General features: G+C 59.8%; 11 protein-coding genes and 2 pseudogenes. 5 read left to right on the top strand and 8 right to left on the bottom strand.

Annotation, left to right across the window (positions count from 1 at the left end; genetic code table 11):
* Positions 1-389: 389 nt before the first annotated feature.
* The 4 genes and pseudogenes from H3T93_RS08085 to H3T93_RS08100 form a co-directional block, all read right to left on the bottom strand.
* Complete coding sequence (locus tag H3T93_RS08085) at positions 390-737, bottom strand: hypothetical protein (RefSeq protein WP_015022035.1); 348 nt, start codon at positions 735-737, stop codon at positions 390-392.
* A 24-nt stretch (positions 738-761) separates the two neighbouring features.
* A complete protein-coding gene (locus H3T93_RS08090) occupies positions 762-1,025 on the bottom strand; it encodes a hypothetical protein (protein ID WP_141650026.1) in 264 nt (87 codons plus the stop codon).
* Between the two features lie 183 nt (positions 1,026-1,208).
* Positions 1,209-2,639 (bottom strand): ParB/RepB/Spo0J family partition protein, encoded by a 1,431-nt coding sequence (locus H3T93_RS08095; protein ID WP_015022037.1) that lies wholly within the window; start codon positions 2,637-2,639, stop codon positions 1,209-1,211.
* A 699-nt stretch (positions 2,640-3,338) separates the two neighbouring features.
* Positions 3,339-4,501: pseudogene (locus H3T93_RS08100) on the bottom strand (IS1249 family transposase).
* Positions 4,502-4,663: 162 nt separating this feature from the next.
* On the opposite strand from H3T93_RS08100, the gene H3T93_RS08105 reads away from it, so the two are divergent.
* From H3T93_RS08105 to H3T93_RS08125, 5 genes are all read left to right on the top strand, one after another.
* Positions 4,664-4,807, top strand: coding sequence for a hypothetical protein (locus H3T93_RS08105; RefSeq protein WP_015021173.1), 144 nt, complete (start codon positions 4,664-4,666; stop codon positions 4,805-4,807).
* 21 nt (positions 4,808-4,828) lie between these two features.
* A complete protein-coding gene (locus H3T93_RS08110; protein WP_015021172.1) occupies positions 4,829-5,164 on the top strand; it encodes a hypothetical protein in 336 nt (111 codons plus the stop codon).
* 487 nt (positions 5,165-5,651) lie between these two features.
* Positions 5,652-7,679 carry a bacteriocin-associated integral membrane family protein gene (locus tag H3T93_RS08115; RefSeq protein WP_144178546.1) on the top strand — a complete coding sequence of 676 codons (2,028 nt, stop codon included), beginning with the start codon at positions 5,652-5,654 and terminating at the stop codon, positions 7,677-7,679.
* 25 nt (positions 7,680-7,704) lie between these two features.
* Positions 7,705-8,376 (top strand): ATP-binding cassette domain-containing protein, encoded by a 672-nt coding sequence (locus tag H3T93_RS08120; protein WP_015021170.1) that lies wholly within the window; start codon positions 7,705-7,707, stop codon positions 8,374-8,376.
* A 27-nt stretch (positions 8,377-8,403) separates the two neighbouring features.
* Entirely contained in the window at positions 8,404-8,790 is a 387-nt protein-coding gene (locus H3T93_RS08125; RefSeq protein ID WP_144178548.1) for a replication protein RepA, read from the top strand.
* A 269-nt stretch (positions 8,791-9,059) separates the two neighbouring features.
* Here H3T93_RS08125 and ilvA read toward each other — a convergent pair whose 3' ends face one another.
* The 4 genes and pseudogenes from ilvA to H3T93_RS08145 form a co-directional block, all read right to left on the bottom strand.
* Positions 9,060-10,325, bottom strand: a complete 1,266-nt coding sequence (gene ilvA / locus H3T93_RS08130; protein WP_110424712.1) for a threonine ammonia-lyase — start codon at positions 10,323-10,325, stop codon at positions 9,060-9,062.
* A 461-nt stretch (positions 10,326-10,786) separates the two neighbouring features.
* Positions 10,787-13,252: a bifunctional alpha,alpha-trehalose-phosphate synthase (UDP-forming)/trehalose-phosphatase gene (locus tag H3T93_RS08135; RefSeq protein ID WP_052733228.1), complete on the bottom strand. Its 2,466-nt coding sequence runs from the start codon at positions 13,250-13,252 to the stop codon at positions 10,787-10,789.
* 162 nt (positions 13,253-13,414) lie between these two features.
* Positions 13,415-15,325, bottom strand: coding sequence for a glycoside hydrolase family 13 protein (locus H3T93_RS08140; RefSeq protein WP_144178550.1), 1,911 nt, complete (start codon positions 15,323-15,325; stop codon positions 13,415-13,417).
* A gap of 87 nt (positions 15,326-15,412) precedes the next feature.
* Positions 15,413-16,216, bottom strand: a pseudogene (locus H3T93_RS08145) (carbohydrate ABC transporter permease); the annotation flags it as partial.
* Positions 16,217-16,249 lie beyond the last annotated feature (33 nt).

The following is a 16,249-nucleotide window of genomic DNA, read 5'->3' on the forward strand; positions in this document are numbered from 1 at the left end:
TGGTTGTGGTGTTCATGGGTGTTCCTTTCCTTGGTGCCGGGACTGTTTGTGCCGACGCCTGGAATGGCGGCCCGGGTATAGCGGAGAGTCAAGCCCCCGCGTGGATCCGAACACTCCCCCGGAGGCCGAGGGGGCATGCTGTTCGGCCCCCTCGGCCGGAGCGGGGTGTGGGCGGAGACGCTCGGGGCTTGAGTCGCAGCGGCCCGGGCCAGAATGGAAGGGGGCGGCACAAACACCACATTCCCAACCCCTTCAGCAGCACGCCGCAGGCGTGCGACAGCGGCGGCCAGACATCAAGGCGCAGCCGCCGATGACCACAACCCCGGCCGAGCCGAGCATGGAAAAAGGGACCCCGTTGAGGGGTCCCTTGATGATGTTGCCCTGATGGGTCAGGCCATCTGGCTTCGGAGTCCTGGGTAGTGGTGTGCCAGGTATTCGGCGGTGGCTTGGCGGATCAGTGCCGATAGGTTGGTGCCTTCTGTTTTGACGGCGGCTTCGGCCCATTGGTCCAGGGCCGGGGTGGTGCGTACCTGCCAGGTTTTGCTGGTGGGTTGTTTGAGTTCGTCGCGGGGGCGGCCGGCGAAGATGGAGAGCAGGTCGTCGTCGGTCAGGGGGCCGGCGTCGTAGCCCCGGTATACCCGGGTGCCTTCGATGGGTGTGAATTGGCCGGCGTCGGCCATGCGGTCGAGTGCTTCGGCGTGTGCTGCCCTGTCGGCGGGTGTCTGTGTGTTGGTCATGGTCTGGCTCCTTGTTGGTTGTGTCTATTGGTATCTGAGATGTTGCCACCGGCTGGTCAGCGGCATGGCGTGGAAGGCGTGGAGCTGGCCGTCCTGCCATTTGCTGACGATGACTTCGAGCAGGTTGTCGGGTAGGGCCCCGGGGTGTGGCTGGCCGACGAAGACCACCGTCATCTCGTCGCCGTAGCCCTCGATTTGTTCGTGGCCTATGGAGTGGAGGACCGCGTGCCTGATTTCGTCGTCGGCGCAGCCGTGCTTGCGGGCTGATTGCTCTATCTCGATCTCCATGACCATGAGTGTAGTACAAATTGCACATACAAACCAGTCGTGCGTTCCTCGCGTTGCGGTCTGGCTGTCCGAACGCGGGGCGTTCGACGATGCCGATTCCACCCCGTGGGGTGGCGCGAGGCATCGCTGCGCCGCCGCCGGCAGCCGGCCCCGCTTGGTGGCGGGGCCGGCTGCGGGGTTCATTCACTCTTTGGTGTCCTCCTCCTGGTCGCCGTCGTCTGTTTCATCTTCGTTCCCTTCGTTGTCTTCCTCTTCAGGTCGGGGCACCAGGTCGCCGTCGAGACCGGATTGCTCTTCGTCGCTGATGGCGTAGCCTGCGGTTTGGAGGGCACGGTAGAGGGGTTTGAGCAGGCCGTCTATGTCGTCTTGGCTGCGCCAGGTCTCGTGGTTGATCTGTGTCTCCATGATGGCGTGGCACAGGGCGAAGGCCGTCTGGGTGCGGCGACTCTCGTCAAGGTCGGCCTTTTGCGCCAGCTCGGCTTCCTGGTCCTGGACGATGGCGCGCCATGTGTCCCGCACCTGGTCCCGGCTGACCCACCAGGTGCGTTGGCTCGCTTGGGCGATGACCAGCATGGACAGGGCCTGGGACTGGTTTTTGGCGGGGCGTTTGAGGGACATGAGCCGTTGCGTGTAGGCCAGCCGCAGGTCGTGGCTTGCCGTGTCCAGTTGCTTGGCCGGTGCGATTTCGGCTTCTTGTTCGGCTTGCCACCTGGCCAGGTCATCCTCTCTTTGCCGGCGTTCGTCCTCCTGGTCCTGTTGGGTGTATGGCTCCAGCAGGGTGATTTTGACGCGCCACTGTCCGCCACGGTCGAGCAGTCCGGCGGCCGTGGGTTTGTCGCCTTCCCATTCCTCCAGCCATGTGTCGAGGGCCTGCTTGGGGTCGGGGTCGGTATCCGGGGAGAATCGGGCGATGGTGCGCCAACCTTCCGGGTCAGACCAGGATTGTGATGGTGTCAGCGGCACGATGGGCAGCCCGGCCTGCTTGATGGCTTCCTGGGCCTGTTCGATCCACTTGTCCAGCGACCGTTTGGCCTGGACCTGGTGCAGTGTCATGTTCCAGTTGTTGGTGCCTGCGGCTTTGATGAGCTGGTCTTGCAGGCCTTCGTCGTCGCGGAAGTCGGCTATCGTCTCCAATTCCTCGAAGCTCAGCTGGGATGGCAGCGCGAGTATTTTCTCGTCGTCGATGGACGATATTTTGAGCCGTCGCTGCACGGTGCTGCGGCTGCGGCCAGTGGCTTTGGCCATCTGGTCCACGTCTTCGCCAAGGTCCAGGAGGTGGGCGTATCCGCGTGCCTCGTCCAGGGCGGTGAGCTGGTCACGGTGTATGTTCTCTACCAGCATCACCTCCGCCTGGGTCTGCTCGTCCATGTCGGTGATGATACAGGGCACGGTTGCAAGGCCGGCCTGCTCGGCGGCCGCCAGCCGCCGGTGTCCGATGACCAGGGTGTGCCGCCCCTCCTGGTTCGCCGGTGTGACGACCAGGGCCTGCTGTATGCCTTGGGACGCGATGCTCATGGCCAGCTCCGACACGTCTCCTATCTCGCTTCGGGGGTTGGCGTCGTTGGGCCTGATGGCGTCGATGGGCAGCATGGTCACTGTGGTTGTGGTGTTCATGGGTGTTCCTTTCCTTGGTGCCGGGACTGTTTGTGCCGACGCCTGGAATGGCGGCCCGGGTATAGCGGAGAGTCAAGCCCCCGCGTGGATCCGAACACTCCCCCGGAGGCCGAGGGGGCATGCTGTTCGGCCCCCTCGGCCGGAGCGGGGTGTGGGCGGAGACGCTCGGGGCTTGAGTCGCAGCGGCCCGGGCCAGAATGGAAGGGGGCGGCACAAACACCACATTCCCAACCCCTTCAGCAGCACGCCGCAGGCGTGCGACAGCGGCGGCCAGACATCAAGGCGCAGCCGCCGATGACCACAACCCCGGCCGAGCCGACCAGTTTTATGTTTGCCGATTGAAGGGTGATCTGCAGTAGCTCATGATAGAAGAAAGACCATCCGATAAGAAATGTGTTTATATTGTGAAGCTTTATCTTGATGAAGCTTTCTAACTGATATCCCGAGTATATTAAAGCTTGTTAGAAGCCGCCACTGCCTCTATCATATTTATATGATATGCACACTAGGGCGGCACTTTTTTATCTAAAGGGGTGTAACTGAGATGGACACCGCTCGTATTCCTTACCCTTCGCATCCTTATCAGAGCTCAGCCAATCTAGCCTCTATGCTGATACAGAACGGTCTCTCCGGCATCAGGGGCTATAGGAACTAAACGCGTTGTTTTAGGTTCTGTGTGTGGGTTTGGTTGTGTGTTGGTCAGAGTGTGGTGTTGGGGTATCTGACTGGTGTGTGGAACTCGTTCCAGTTGATGGCGGTGCCGTAGTGTTCGGGCTCGTCCTGTTCCTGTCTGGTTTCCCGTTTGGGTGCTGGTTGTGGCTGGTGGTGTTCGTCCCTGATCAGGCTGGCGGGGTCGGGGTTGTCGGTTTTCATGCAGCAGTGCCATTCGCAGGCGCGTCTCATGTGGCTCTCGGGTAGGCCGTGGTGTTGCAGGAGGGTGCGTTTGATGGGTGAGTTGACTCCTCCTTCCAGCCGGTTGGTGGTGCGTTCCACTGGCCCGCCGGCGGTGAGTTCGGGTTCCAGGAAGGCGAAGAGCTGCCTGTCTTGGAAGAGGTGTTCGAGCCTGCGGTAGCAGCGGCGGAGTTCCTGGTGGGTCCACCACCAGGATTGGTGGCTGGCTTTGGGGTTGGCTGGGTCGTCCTTGGCCATGGTGCGTTCGTCGATGAGGGTTTTCCATCTTTCGTGCCAGGCGTTCAAGGCCTCACCCCAACGCACCGCTTCCTCGATGGTATGGACCCGGGTGAGCTGGTCGGAGAGTCGCTTGAGTTCCTTGCCGGCCTGAAGTCGTGGTTTGAGTGTCGGGTCGGTTTTGGTGTTGCGTTGCACGTGCACCAGGCAGCGTTGGATGCGCGTGCCCGGCAGCAGGCATGGCAGGCTTTCTGCACGCCGCGAAGGCCGTCGGTGATGAGCACGTCGGGCCCGGGGATGCGGGAGAACAGGGCCGTGCAGGCCGCCGTGTTCTCCTGATGGCACCACTGCCGGTCGATGACCTGGCCCGTCTGCCCGTCGATCGCTATCAGGAGGCACCAGCCGTGTGCCATATGCGTGCCGTCGGCCATGAGCGTGTGATGGACCACCCCGTCCGGTGTGATTGCCGGCTTGATGTTCCAGCACCAGCCGACCCGTTTACGCCAGGCCCTGGCGCCCATGGCCCCCATCTGTTCCTGGGTCCTGCCCGTCAGCAGCCAGTCCAGGAACTCCCTCAACTGCGCGGCGCGGGCCCGGTCCTGCCTGCGCGCGGTGGACGTGATCGAGCAGGACGGACACATCCAGCGCTGCGTGCCTGATCTGTTGCGCCCATGCCTGCGCATCCGCCCATGGCATATGGGGCAATGCCTGGCCCTCTTCGATCTGGTTCTCATTCCCCAATCGAACAGGAACGGGCACCCCTGCAAGACCCCTATTAACAACCCGACCTATTAACAACCACCCAACACGCTTACAGCCACAAGGCCAAACCCCCAACATAAACAACGCGTTTAGTTCCTATAGCCCGCAATCGCTGCTGGACGAAACGAGGAGACATGGACAAAAACCCGAACCAGAGCAACGAGGAGGACCTGAGTGCACGACTGTGCGAGACGAGGCAGGTGCTCGAGGAGCTCAGGAACTACCAGGGCGCGCAGATACAGCTGGTCACCAGCCGCCAGGTGAACCTCAGGGAGTAGTTGGAGACGATAACCTCCACGATGGAACAGGTCAACCAGATGCTGTTGACCAGCTTGCAGCGACTAGAGGACTCAGGCAACAGGCAGAGCGAAGCCTCAAGGAAGGTCATCCTCTTTGGCTACAAGGCGTTCGAGGAGAACGTGGAGCAAACGGCGAGCAGGCACGAAACACAGCTCAGAAAGATGCACGACGAGCAGCGGTACGTGAACGATCGACTCTTGAGGCTGCAGAGCAAGCAGAACAGCGGGCTCGACTCGCTCGCCCACGACGTCACACGACACCTCGACGAGGCACTGGTCTCACTCGATAGACAGGCCAGCGAGCAGATCAGACGGATGAGCAACCGGCTCGGCTGACATCAGACCCGCAACTGGCTGACCGCCACCATCCCCACCAGTGTCATCACCAGCGACATTCTCTACATGATTCCGCACTGCATCCACTAAACATCCCATGCTCATGGTGTGAGTGTAACCAAGCAAACTGGTCTTTTATGTGTTGTTCGAATTCCGGCAGGGGTATTGTTCCAAGAGTGGTGGCGTCATCGTACCAGTTCGGATTTCCACATCGGTGTCAGTGACATGAGAGCAGTCTCAATGTGTGAGAGGCCGGAATGAGTTAGCTGTGTTTATGGCGTAGAATAGTTAGCGGTAGAACGTTTTCGCCTCATATTTGCTTTCAAAGGAGAAGACTATGAGGAAGTTTGGGAAAGTTGTTGCTTCATGAATGGCAGCTCCTGCCTTGTCGGCCGGCATGTGTCTGCTCTTTGTTTTGGGTGGGTGAGGTGATTTGCGAATTCACTGGATTCAACGGTTGACGATTTGGGCTTCCTTGATTCTCACCATGGTGGTGACATTCGAGATGCTTATCACTATCGACCAGGAGCTTCCTGCAGGTACTGGTACCTCTTTCACCGTCGAGAGGGTTGATACCGCGACGAAGGCGGATGCTGTGCGTGCGATTGCTCAAGCTTCAAAAACTTTGGGGATTAATGTATTCAAGATCCAACCTTCATTTCGTGATTCAATGAAGTCTCGTGTTCTCGTGGCCTTTGTGGGCGACCAAGAGTCTTTTCAACGAAATGGAGGGTACGATTATCCTTCCTTTTCAACGCGTGACCAGTCAACGAAAGTAGTTTCTTTTGAAGAGATTACCACCCAGGACTTGCGCGGAAGCTATGCGACCAATGCGGATAGGTCGCATATGGAACAGCTCGCCAAGGCTTTGTCACGTTCCCGGATAGTGGTTGACGAATCACAAAGCCTCTGGTCACGAGGCTTCTGGATAGCTGCGATGATATACGCGTTAGGGAGGGGTGGCCTTTGGGCGGGAGTCGTTATCATCGCCATCACATTGGTGGTTTCCACCGCGTATTCCCTGTCCAGGAACAGGAAGATACATGCGATCAAGGCGATGCACGGTTATACCAGCGGAAGGATACTCGTCGGCGAGCTGGCGTCACTGCTCGCCACACTCGCCGTGGGATTGGCGACAATTACCTTAGTGGGATTACCTTTCCTCTGGTTTATCAATAACTTCCACCAGATTTGGCGACTCCTTCGAGCGCTGTTTGTCGCCGTGGCTGTATTGACAGCATATCTTGTCTTCCTAGCGTTGGCTTTAGGTGGTGCCAGTGCATTCCGCGATCGAATACCCGCCGTTCTCAACGGAGAGGGCAACGAACTCCGTGATGGCATTATTGCGGGTTTTGCCCAGTTCATAGTAGTGGCTGTTCTCTTTGGCACCATCAGCGGTTCTCTGAATAGAATCAGCGCGGTACAGAGCACCAGCCGGTCCTTGGCACAGTGGTCTCGCATCTCGGATCAATATGTCCTGAGGTTTTCAATCAACACCACACAGGAGGATATGCTCCGGGCAGCGCCTCCCCTGATGAAAGTGATCGAGGATCTTGACGGCAGGGGGAAGGCGATGTTGGTCGGGTATAATGGTGACTCCGTTCGTCCCGCTGATGGGAACAATGATCCTTACGAACCGGACGGATCCGATTCGATGATAGTGAGCCCGAACTATCTTGACAAACAATCCATTGCCGGACTTGATGGGAAACCGGTTAAAGTGGTTGGAAGAGATATCGGGGCTTTCACACTCCTGGTGCCTTCATCATATAAAGGGGACCCCGGAGCCTTATTGAAGAAATATGCCGAATATTTCAAGACACAGTGCCAACTGGGTGTTACCCAGAAACAGAAACCATATTCCTGCAACCCTCACGGCGTCCTGGTCCGCACACGTTCGGGCCAAGACATATCTCTCTTCTCGGGGACCCAGTTCATGCCTGCGGAAGATCAGCAGAGGCTGTCTTTGAAAGATCCAGTGGTAGCCGTCACATCCCCATCGTCAGGGTTGATCAGCCCCATGGTATACCTGTCATACACATCAAGCGATAGTGTATTGTTCTCTGATCCGGAACTCTTGCAAAGCAAGCTGGACCATTATGGAATCTCTGGAAACTTCCAGGGTATTGACAACGCCAAAGACTCGGTGGCGTATACGTTGTCATTATCCAGGAACGAGCAACGCGGGGACATTATAGCCATATCGTTCGGTCTGGCCGCTGCCATGATGGCCATCCTTGTGTGCTCGGCCGCGTATTGCGCAAGACGACGCAGGCTCTCCTTCGTCCAATTCATCCATGGATACGGGTTTTTCAGAAGACATGGAGGCTTCCTTATCATGCAGAACACCGGGGTGCTGCTGACCCTCATAGCAGTCGGCATGATCGGCTCGATGAACAAGGTTGCGGATCTGGTGGCTGGAACATTGCTCTTCGCCGGATCCAGCCTCATCATGGCCATTACCGTATCGGCATACGAATCAAGGTTCCGTGCCGACGACATCAAACGCCCGTGAATCCGCGGTGCGGAGGGAGATGCATATGACAGACGCAGGCATGCAGCCGACATTGAAAGTCGAAGGACTTACCAAGAGATTTGCAGAACACACCTTATGGTCGAGACTGTCCTTCGACGCTGGACCCGGTTCCATAATCGCAGTGAGCGGACCGTCCGGCGCAGGCAAGACGACCCTGCTCAACTGCGTCGGCTTGTTGGAGGACTTCGATGAAGGATCGGTCACTTACAACGAAGGGACATTCCGTTCCGGTTATTTACACAAGAGCAGGAAGGGACAGCGAGTGTGTCTTCGCGAAAACATAGGATTTCTATTCCAGAACTATGGTCTTGTCGAACAGTGGAACGTATCGCGTAACCTGCAGATTCCCCTCAAAATGAAGAAGCGCGAGCATCGCAAGGAACGGGACGAACGAATCGACAGCGTACTTGACATCGTCGGGATGAAAGGTTCACAGAAGAAAAAGATTTACACCCTATCGGGCGGGGAACAACAAAGAATCGCCCTCGCAAGGCTCCTGCTCAAACAGCCGAGTGTCATTCTTGCAGACGAGCCGACATCTGCGCTAGATCAAGACAACGCTAACGTCGTAATACGTATACTGTGCGAACTTGCCCAACAAGGTGCCGCCGTCATCATCTCAACGCACAATGAAGAAATAAAGCAAATCTGTTCGTCGATTATCGAAATAGGCTGATATACCCACGTCCTCCAACCGCAGACCGTGACGACCCTGGGGAAGGGCATCACCCACATCTGGCCGTACGGGAAGAAGGCCAGGTTGCTCATGGTGTGGATAAGCACCCAAGTCGTGCGCCAGAAGAAGCACAAGACCAGCCGCGTCATCATGCTTCCCTTCACGCTGCGGCAGCTGATGGAAGACCTGGGCATCCAACGCAAGCCCCGTAAAACCGATTACGAGAACTTCAAACGCCAGATCAGCGCCCTGTCCTACTCCGACATCTACGCATGGCTGTCGAGCGCATATACGCTCTCAACCATTCACACGCCTACCAGACCCCGCTCATCACCTGAAAATCGCTCCAGAACCAGATGGGCTCGAACTATGCCGAAACACGAAACTTCGTCACTAGATTCAAACAGTCGCTGAAACATGTAGCCGCTCTCTGGAACGCGGCCCTGGCCGACGCCGGCGCAAAGGGCAGGCTTCATTACAGCATCGAGAAAGGCGGAGTCCGCCTGCGACGAGACGAAAGACAGCGCAAGGATCGCCATAGTTGGGCCATACAAGAATCTGTCGGGCCCATCAGCCAAGTTCAGCATTGGCGACAGCCAGTCTGACTGTTCTATCGGCCATCATCCTTATCGCGGAACCTGGAAAGATGGATACCGGGCCCCGGGCCGATTGGGAAACCATGCTCAGTAGTTCTGATGGACCTGGAAGCCGTGGCTGCGCAAGGTGTCCAGAATCTGGGTGATGTGATCGGGGCCGTTGGTCTCCACAGTCACCTCCAAGAGCACGCCGTTGTCATAGTGGCCGGAGGATTTGAACTGGTCGTGGTTGAGCTCGATCACGTTGGCACGCAAATCGGCCAGGACCGTGGCCACCTTGACCAGCTGACCAGGAACGTCGGGCAACTCCACCCCGAACTGCATGATGCGCCCGCGGGAGATCATCCCCCGCTGGATGACCGCACCCATGGTGACCGTATCGATATTGCCACCCGAGATGATGGGGACGATCACATGCGGACCCGGGGCCGATCGGAAGACATCGGATTGTAGATCCAACTGACCCAGTGCTGCCAGGGAGACGGCACCAGCCGCCTCGACCACCAGTTTGTGCTTCTCGAGCATGAATAAGATCATTTCGGAGATGTCGCTTTCAGTCACCTGGACCAGATCATCCATATAGCGGCTGAGCAGAGCATAGTTCAGATCGCCGGGACGTCTGACGGCTACGCCCTCGGCAGCCGTACGCATCTGATCTGCTGCGACCACATGACCAGCTGTCAGAGATTCACGCCAGGCCGGAGATCCGACCGGGGTGGCTCCGATGACTCTGACGTCTGGCTTGAAGGTCTTTACGGCGAGCGCCACGCCGGCGCCCAGCCCGCCCCCACCCAGGGGAACCACGATATCGGTGACATCGGGCACGTCCTGAAGAATCTCCATGGCGATGGTTCCCTGACCGCAGACGACCTCGTAGTCGTCAAAAGGCGGGACGAAGGTCATGCCGCGATCACGTGCCAGACCCAAGGCGTAATCGGAACTTTCGTCGAAGACCTCGCCCTGCAGGACAACCTCGGCGCCATAGGCCCGAGTGGCATCGACCTTGAGGGGCGGCGTGATTCGGGGCATGACAATCGTGGCCTTCGCGCCACGGCTGCGTGCGGCAAAAGCCACCCCCTGGGCATGATTGCCAGCGGAAGCGGTGACGATGCCGCGGTCCAGCTCGTCCTGATTCAGCGAGGCCACCTTGTTGTAGGCTCCGCGAATCTTGAAGGATCCGGTCAGCTGCAGATTCTCCGGCTTGAGCAGAACGCGATGGCCTATCCGAGCACCCAGATCATCGGATTCCTCGATAAGGGTATGACGGGCCACACCTTCCAGACGTTGGGCGGCTTTGCGCAGATCAGCGGCATGATCGGACTCAAGACAGGCAGTGATTGTTGAAGTATCCATGCTCCAAGTATGGTCGGCCGGGCCCGACCAATGGGGTCAGCCGTCAACATGGTGGACACCTAAACATACTGAAAAACCAAAATATGTGAGCAATCGAACGTTTGGGCACCCGAGGACCGGACAGGCATGAGAGCGGATCTGAAACAACCAGAAACAACTAGACCGACAACCAAGCAAGCAATAAATGAATCAGTTCCGACAGACAGATTGGTACGCCGATGCGACCGAGTCGGGCAAACAAGTGGACATGATGGATGAACAAAAAGTCCGTCTGCAGCCAATAGTTGCCGACAGCCCTCACCAGTCCGCCACCAACAGACAACGGTCGCAACCGACCGCCAATGGTCTTCCGTCTGTGGTCGCCACAAGCCGTCACCGGTGGGCGGCAATTGCCAACAGCCCGCCCGTGAACTTGACGGACTTCACGAGCAGTCACCGGCGACGGCCGGTGGCCGTCTGCCTTACTTGTCGTCTGTGAGCTGGGCATGTGCCTCGTCGACCACGGTATGGTCGTCGCGGAAGTCATGGGAGGCCACGGGCTCATTGGAGCCACGGGCCACACCGGCACCCAGGTCGGCCAGCAGCAGAGTGACCGCGGTCGGATCGTTGACCCGCAGCCGTGCCTTGGTCTGGCCGGGCCCGACCTTGATGGTCCAGCCCTTATCGGGCATGACGGCGAACATGGTCTCGTCGGTGTCATCGTCGCCCAAGGCCATCATGAAGTCGTAGTCACCGCTGTTGACGAAGGGCAGGATGGCCTGGCCCTTGCTGGTGGCTACGGGGGTGACCTCGACGACCTTGGAATTCTCCATGATCATCAGTCCTAGGCCGACTACTACGCCGCGCAGACGACGGAGCAGATCCTGACGCTCATGGTCGGCCACCTGGGCATCGCTCATCCGGTAGTGCCAGGCCACCGCATCGGACTTGCTCTCCACGAAGGAGTTGGGGACCCTGGTGGCCGACTCATCCATGATGGGCCGGATCACCTTCTGCCAGGTATCGGAGTCGGGCAGGCCCTTCGCCCGCTGCCACTCGTCCGAGTCGCTGCCGGGCAGGTTACGGTTCCAGGCGCCATGCTCGGCAATCAGCCCCACCGGCAGGTCGCCGAACCAGTCCTGCATGATCTGATGGCTGCGGCCGGAGACCAGCAGGAAATCCACATCAGGATTGCTCCCCACCTGGGTCAGCAGACGGCGGAGGGCCTGGGTGGGCTTGGCCCGCTCAGGACGGCGAACCAGCGGGGTCAGCGTTCCGTCATAATCACACAGGACCAGACGACGATGGGCGCCGTCCCACTGACGAACGATGGCGTTGTGGTGATCCATACGCAGCCTCCTATCGGTCATGCCCGGAGCAGACACCTGCCGCAGGGAGTCGAGGAAGGAGGTGCACCAGTTGGCTGCAGTGCGCACCTTGAGTCGGGCCTGCATGCGGATGTTGCGCTGCCTGGACTCCTCGGGGGTGATTTCCAGGGCGTTGTGCAGGGCCTCGCAGACCATGTCGATATCGTAGGGATTGACGATGAAGGCATCGGTCAGCTCGTCGGCAGCCCCGCACATGTCCGACAGGACCAGGGTGCCGTCGCGTCCGTCATGGCAGGCCAGGTACTCCTTGGCCACGAGGTTCATCCCATCGCGCAGGGGGGTGACCAGGGCTACGTCGCCGGCCGTGTAGATGCCGCAGACAGGCTTGATGGACAGGGAGCGGGTGATGTAGTGGATGGGGGTCCAGGCCAGCAGGGAGTAGCGGCCGTTGATCTCCCCCACCAGCTGGTCCACCTGGGCCTTGAGCCGCTGATAGGATTCGACGACCTCACGCGAGGGGGTGGCCAGCAGGTAGTAGGTGACATGGCCCACCCATTCAGGGTACTTGTCCAGCATGCGGCCGAAGGCCTGAAGCCGCTCGGGCAGACCCTTGGTGTAGTCCAGCCGGTCCACCGAAACGATGACCTTGTTGGAGCGGCTGCCCACCGAGGAAGCCGCCTGCTTGGCCAGCGTGGACTCGGGGATGTCCTTCTCCATGTAGTGGCTCCACCAGTTGGCGTCCGATGTGGCGGCTTCGTTGGCCGCCACGCCCTCGGCAGTCACCGAGGTGCGGTAGCGATGACGGGGAGACTTGCCGCAGACCTCGTCGATTCCTCGACGCATGGCCCGGGCCAGGCCGGAGTGGGCGGTACGCCGGTAGAGGTTGTAGTCGATGCCGATGGGGAAGGCATCGATGGCTGCGCGGTGGCCGTCAGGCATCTCGACCACACCGTCCCGGTTGACCGGCAGTTCTGGCAGCAGCCTGTGCAGCGAGGCCAGGAAGCTGGCGGAGAAGTCCACGGTATGGAAGCCGATCAGGTTTGCGCCCAGGACGCCCTCCAGTATCTCGCGGCTCCAAGGCAGGGAGCGGAAGATCTCGGCGCTGGGGAAGGGTACGTGCAGGAACCAGCCGATGGAGGCATCAGGGTAACGTTCGCGCAACATCTTGGGCAGGAGCATCAGGTGGTAGTCCTGGACCCAGATGGTGTCGCCCTTGCGGATGAGCGGCTCCACCACCTGTGCGAAGCGCATGTTGACCTTGCGGTACATCTCCCAGTCCTCCTGGCGGAAGACGGCCTCATGCGAGAAGTCATGGAAGAGCGGCCAGAGGGTGTTGTTGGAGAATCCGGCATAGTATCCATTCAGCTCCTCCTTGCTCAGGAAGATAGGAATGCACCGGCTCTCCCGGTAGGCCTGACGGATGCGGTCCAGCTCCTTTTCCGAGTACTTTTGCGGATCGATGCCGCTCCAGCCGATCCAGAGGCTGTCCTTATGGGAACGGTGGTAGGGGCCGATGGCCGTGGCCAGTCCCCCCACGTTCTGTCGCAAGGTGTAAGAGCCGTCCTCCTGTGCCTGCAAGGACATGGGCAAACGGTTGGAGACGATGATCAGACGAGACATGCAACCCGCTTTCTTTTCCCGTCCGCGCCGGAATCGTCGGGATTGACCACAGCGCGAACCCATCGCCCCGGGACCCGCGGACCCGACCGGTCCGCACAGGCCCATCAGGGCATCGCTGACTTCCACTCTAGCCTGGAAAGCGTGCCGACGGCGGGGTTTTCCTCAGAGTCGGTAGACGAAGCCCTCCCAGGGGGAGAGGCGGCCGGTCAGCAGGGAGCTGGCGGTTTGCTCCGGTCTGTAGGTTGATATGAGGATCCGATCGGGGTCCACCGCTCCGAGAGCCATGGAGGTCAATCCGGTTTGATCCAGGCCCAGAAGTGCGGCGGTTTCAGGCGGCAGTGAGGCCGGGCGGCTGCTCAGATTGACCACAACCAGCAGGCGCTGACAGGGCAGGGCATCCAGCACGCTGGCAGCCTCGGGTCCCGACTTGGGCTCGGGCGCCTGGTCCAGGGAACGGGTGAATGAGTAAATCTGGTCCGCATCCGGATCCAGAAGGGTGAAGTCGCCGGCCGCCACGACCGGATTGGTATGACGCAGGCGGATCAGCTCCCGGTAGAAGGCCAGGACCGAGTCCGGGTCACGCAGCTCGGTCTTGGCGTTGACCTTATCCCTATTGGGATTGACGGCCAGCCAGGGCTCCTTGGGGGCGTATGGAGCCGTGAAGCCGGCGAACTTGGTGGAGTCCCACTGCATGGGGGTGCGGGCGTTGTCGCGGCTCATATAGGCCAGGGCGGCCATCATGGACTCCGGATCCTGCTCGTGCGCCTGATCGACCCGCTGATGGTAGAGGTTGATGGACTCCAGATCCTGGTACTGGTTGAGGCTGGTGAAGCCGGCATTGGTCATGCCCAGCTCCTCGCCCTGATAGATGTAGGGGGTCCCCCGGTGCATGTGCAGGAGGAGCCCCAGGGCCTTGGCCGAACGCGAGCGCAGCTCCTCACTGGAGGTGTCGCCCCAGCGGGAGACGATCCTGGGCTGGTCGTGGTTGTCGAAGTAGAGGCTGGCCCATCCGGCCTTGGCCACAGCCTGTTGCTGCTCGTCCATGGCAGCCTTGAGCCGGGGAACTCGGAAGGGACGGATGTCCCACTTGCTGTCCCCGGTGTCAACCTCGGTCTGGGTGAAGAGGAAGAGCATGTCCAGCTCGTGGTTGGCCGGGTCGGTGATCTGCCCGCTGCGGGCAGGAGCCAGGCTGGGAGCCTCCCCCACAGTCAGATAGCCCTGCCGACCTTGGAAGACTTCGCTGCGCATCTGTCCGAGGAATTCATCCAGTCTGGGGCCGTCCACGCAGAAGGGCACCGAGGACGAGTACCCCTCAGGCCCCACGGGACCGTCAGCGATGGCTGATCCGTCCTCGCCGGGCAGGCGGCCCTCGGAGTCGACAGTCTTGGAAATCATGACGATCACATCCATACGGAACCCGTCGATGCCCCGGTCCATCCACCAGTTCATCATGTCGAAGACGGCCTGCCGGACCTGGGGGTTCTCCCAGTTGAGGTCGGGCTGCTTCTTGGAAAACAGGTGCAGGTAGTATTCGCCGCGCTGTGGATCGTACTGCCAGGCGGAGCCTCCGAAGTAGGACCCCCATTGGTTGGGCTCTGCGCCAGGAGTCCCCGGTTCATGGCCGGCTTTTGCAGGGCGCCACCAGTACCAATCGGCGTGCGGGTCATCCTTGTTGCGGGAGGCCTGGAACCAGGCGTGCTCATCCGAGGTGTGGTTGACCACCAGGTCCATGACCACCTTGATCCCCCGCCGGTGGGCCTGGTCCAGAAGCTCGTCCATATCGTCCATGGTGCCGAAGATGGGGTCGATGTCCTGGTAATCGGCAATGTCATAGCCATTATCGTCCTGGGGGGACTTGTAGACCGGGCTCAGCCAGATCACGTCCACGCCCAGATCTGCCAGGTAGTCCAGCCGCTGCGTGATGCCCGGCAGGTCACCATAGCCGTCGCCGTTGGTGTCCTGGAAGGACCGCGGATAGATTTGGTACACCACAGCGTTCGCCCACCAGGGATTAGGGGTGGCTCCGTTGGTCCGTACCTGGTCGGGCAGCTGCATGCGTTCTTCCTGGGTCATGGTCCTCCTCACGAAGATTGGATTCCTGGGACTTCCTTGTTCTGTGACCTCTACTATAGGCTGTCCTCACCGCCTGTCCTGGCGGGGCTACTTGACAGCTCCTCTCATAACGCCGCTGATGACCCACTTCTGCGCGAACAAGTAGACGATCAGTATGGGCGCCAGGGCCATCAGGTAGCTGGAGAATGCCATCGGGTAGTTGGTGGCGAACTGGGAGCTGAAGACATATTGCGCCAGTGGGATGGTCTGGCTGGTCTGATCCGTCAGGACAATCAGGGGCATGAGGAAATCGTTCCAGGCCCAGAGAGCCGTGGTGATGGCGATGGTCGCATTGATCGGCCCCATCAGAGGGAAAATGATGGTCCAGAATATCCTCCAGGTACCTGCGCCATCCAGGCGGGCGGCCTCCTCAAGAGCTGTAGGGATGGATCGGATGAATCCCGTGGCAATGAAGAGGTTGGTACCCAGACCCAACACCACGTAGAGCAGGATCAGACCGGGCACGTTGTCCAAGTGCCAGCTGCCGAACTGCTTGGCGATGGGAAGCATGACCACGGGGAAGGGGACGAACATGGCCGCGATGAAGAAGTAGTAGAGGAAGCGGAAGAAGCGCTTGTCCATATTCCTGGCCACGGCATAGGCCACGAAAGTGTTAGTCAGCAGGGTGAGTGCCACTGCGCAGACCGTGACGATGGCCGAATTCAGCGCGGCCTTGGGATAGTTGACCTTGTTCCAGGCATCGGCGAAATTGTGCCACTGCCAGGAAGAGGGCAGGCTGAAGGTTCCGGCCTCCGCAGGGGTCTTCAGAGCCGTGACCACGGTGAAGTAGAGCGGCACAAGAATCGTCAGGGAGAGGACAGCCACGGTGGCCGTCAGCCACCAGTTGACCCTCTTGAGGCGCGACCCCGGGAATCCCCCATGCTG

The organism is Bifidobacterium sp. M0404 (genome assembly GCF_016101415.1).
Lineage (GTDB): Bacteria > Actinomycetota > Actinomycetes > Actinomycetales > Bifidobacteriaceae > Bombiscardovia > Bombiscardovia polysaccharolytica.

Bases quoted from the DNA above. Each gene is read 5' to 3' on its own strand.
- H3T93_RS08110 (WP_015021172.1), top strand. From the start codon at position 4,829: ATGGAACAGGTCAACCAGATGCTGTTGACCAGCTTGCAGCGACTAGAG.
- H3T93_RS08120 (WP_015021170.1), top strand. From the start codon at position 7,705: ATGACAGACGCAGGCATGCAGCCGACATTGAAAGTCGAAGGACTTACC.
- H3T93_RS08115 (WP_144178546.1), top strand. From the start codon at position 5,652: ATGGTGGTGACATTCGAGATGCTTATCACTATCGACCAGGAGCTTCCT.
- H3T93_RS08105 (WP_015021173.1), top strand. From the start codon at position 4,664: ATGGACAAAAACCCGAACCAGAGCAACGAGGAGGACCTGAGTGCACGA.
- H3T93_RS08090 (WP_141650026.1), bottom strand. From the start codon at position 1,025: ATGGAGATCGAGATAGAGCAATCAGCCCGCAAGCACGGCTGCGCCGAC.
- H3T93_RS08135 (WP_052733228.1), bottom strand. From the start codon at position 13,252: ATGTCTCGTCTGATCATCGTCTCCAACCGTTTGCCCATGTCCTTGCAG.
- H3T93_RS08095 (WP_015022037.1), bottom strand. From the start codon at position 2,639: ATGAACACCACAACCACAGTGACCATGCTGCCCATCGACGCCATCAGG.
- H3T93_RS08085 (WP_015022035.1), bottom strand. From the start codon at position 737: ATGACCAACACACAGACACCCGCCGACAGGGCAGCACACGCCGAAGCA.
- H3T93_RS08140 (WP_144178550.1), bottom strand. From the start codon at position 15,325: ATGACCCAGGAAGAACGCATGCAGCTGCCCGACCAGGTACGGACCAAC.
- ilvA (WP_110424712.1), bottom strand. From the start codon at position 10,325: ATGGATACTTCAACAATCACTGCCTGTCTTGAGTCCGATCATGCCGCT.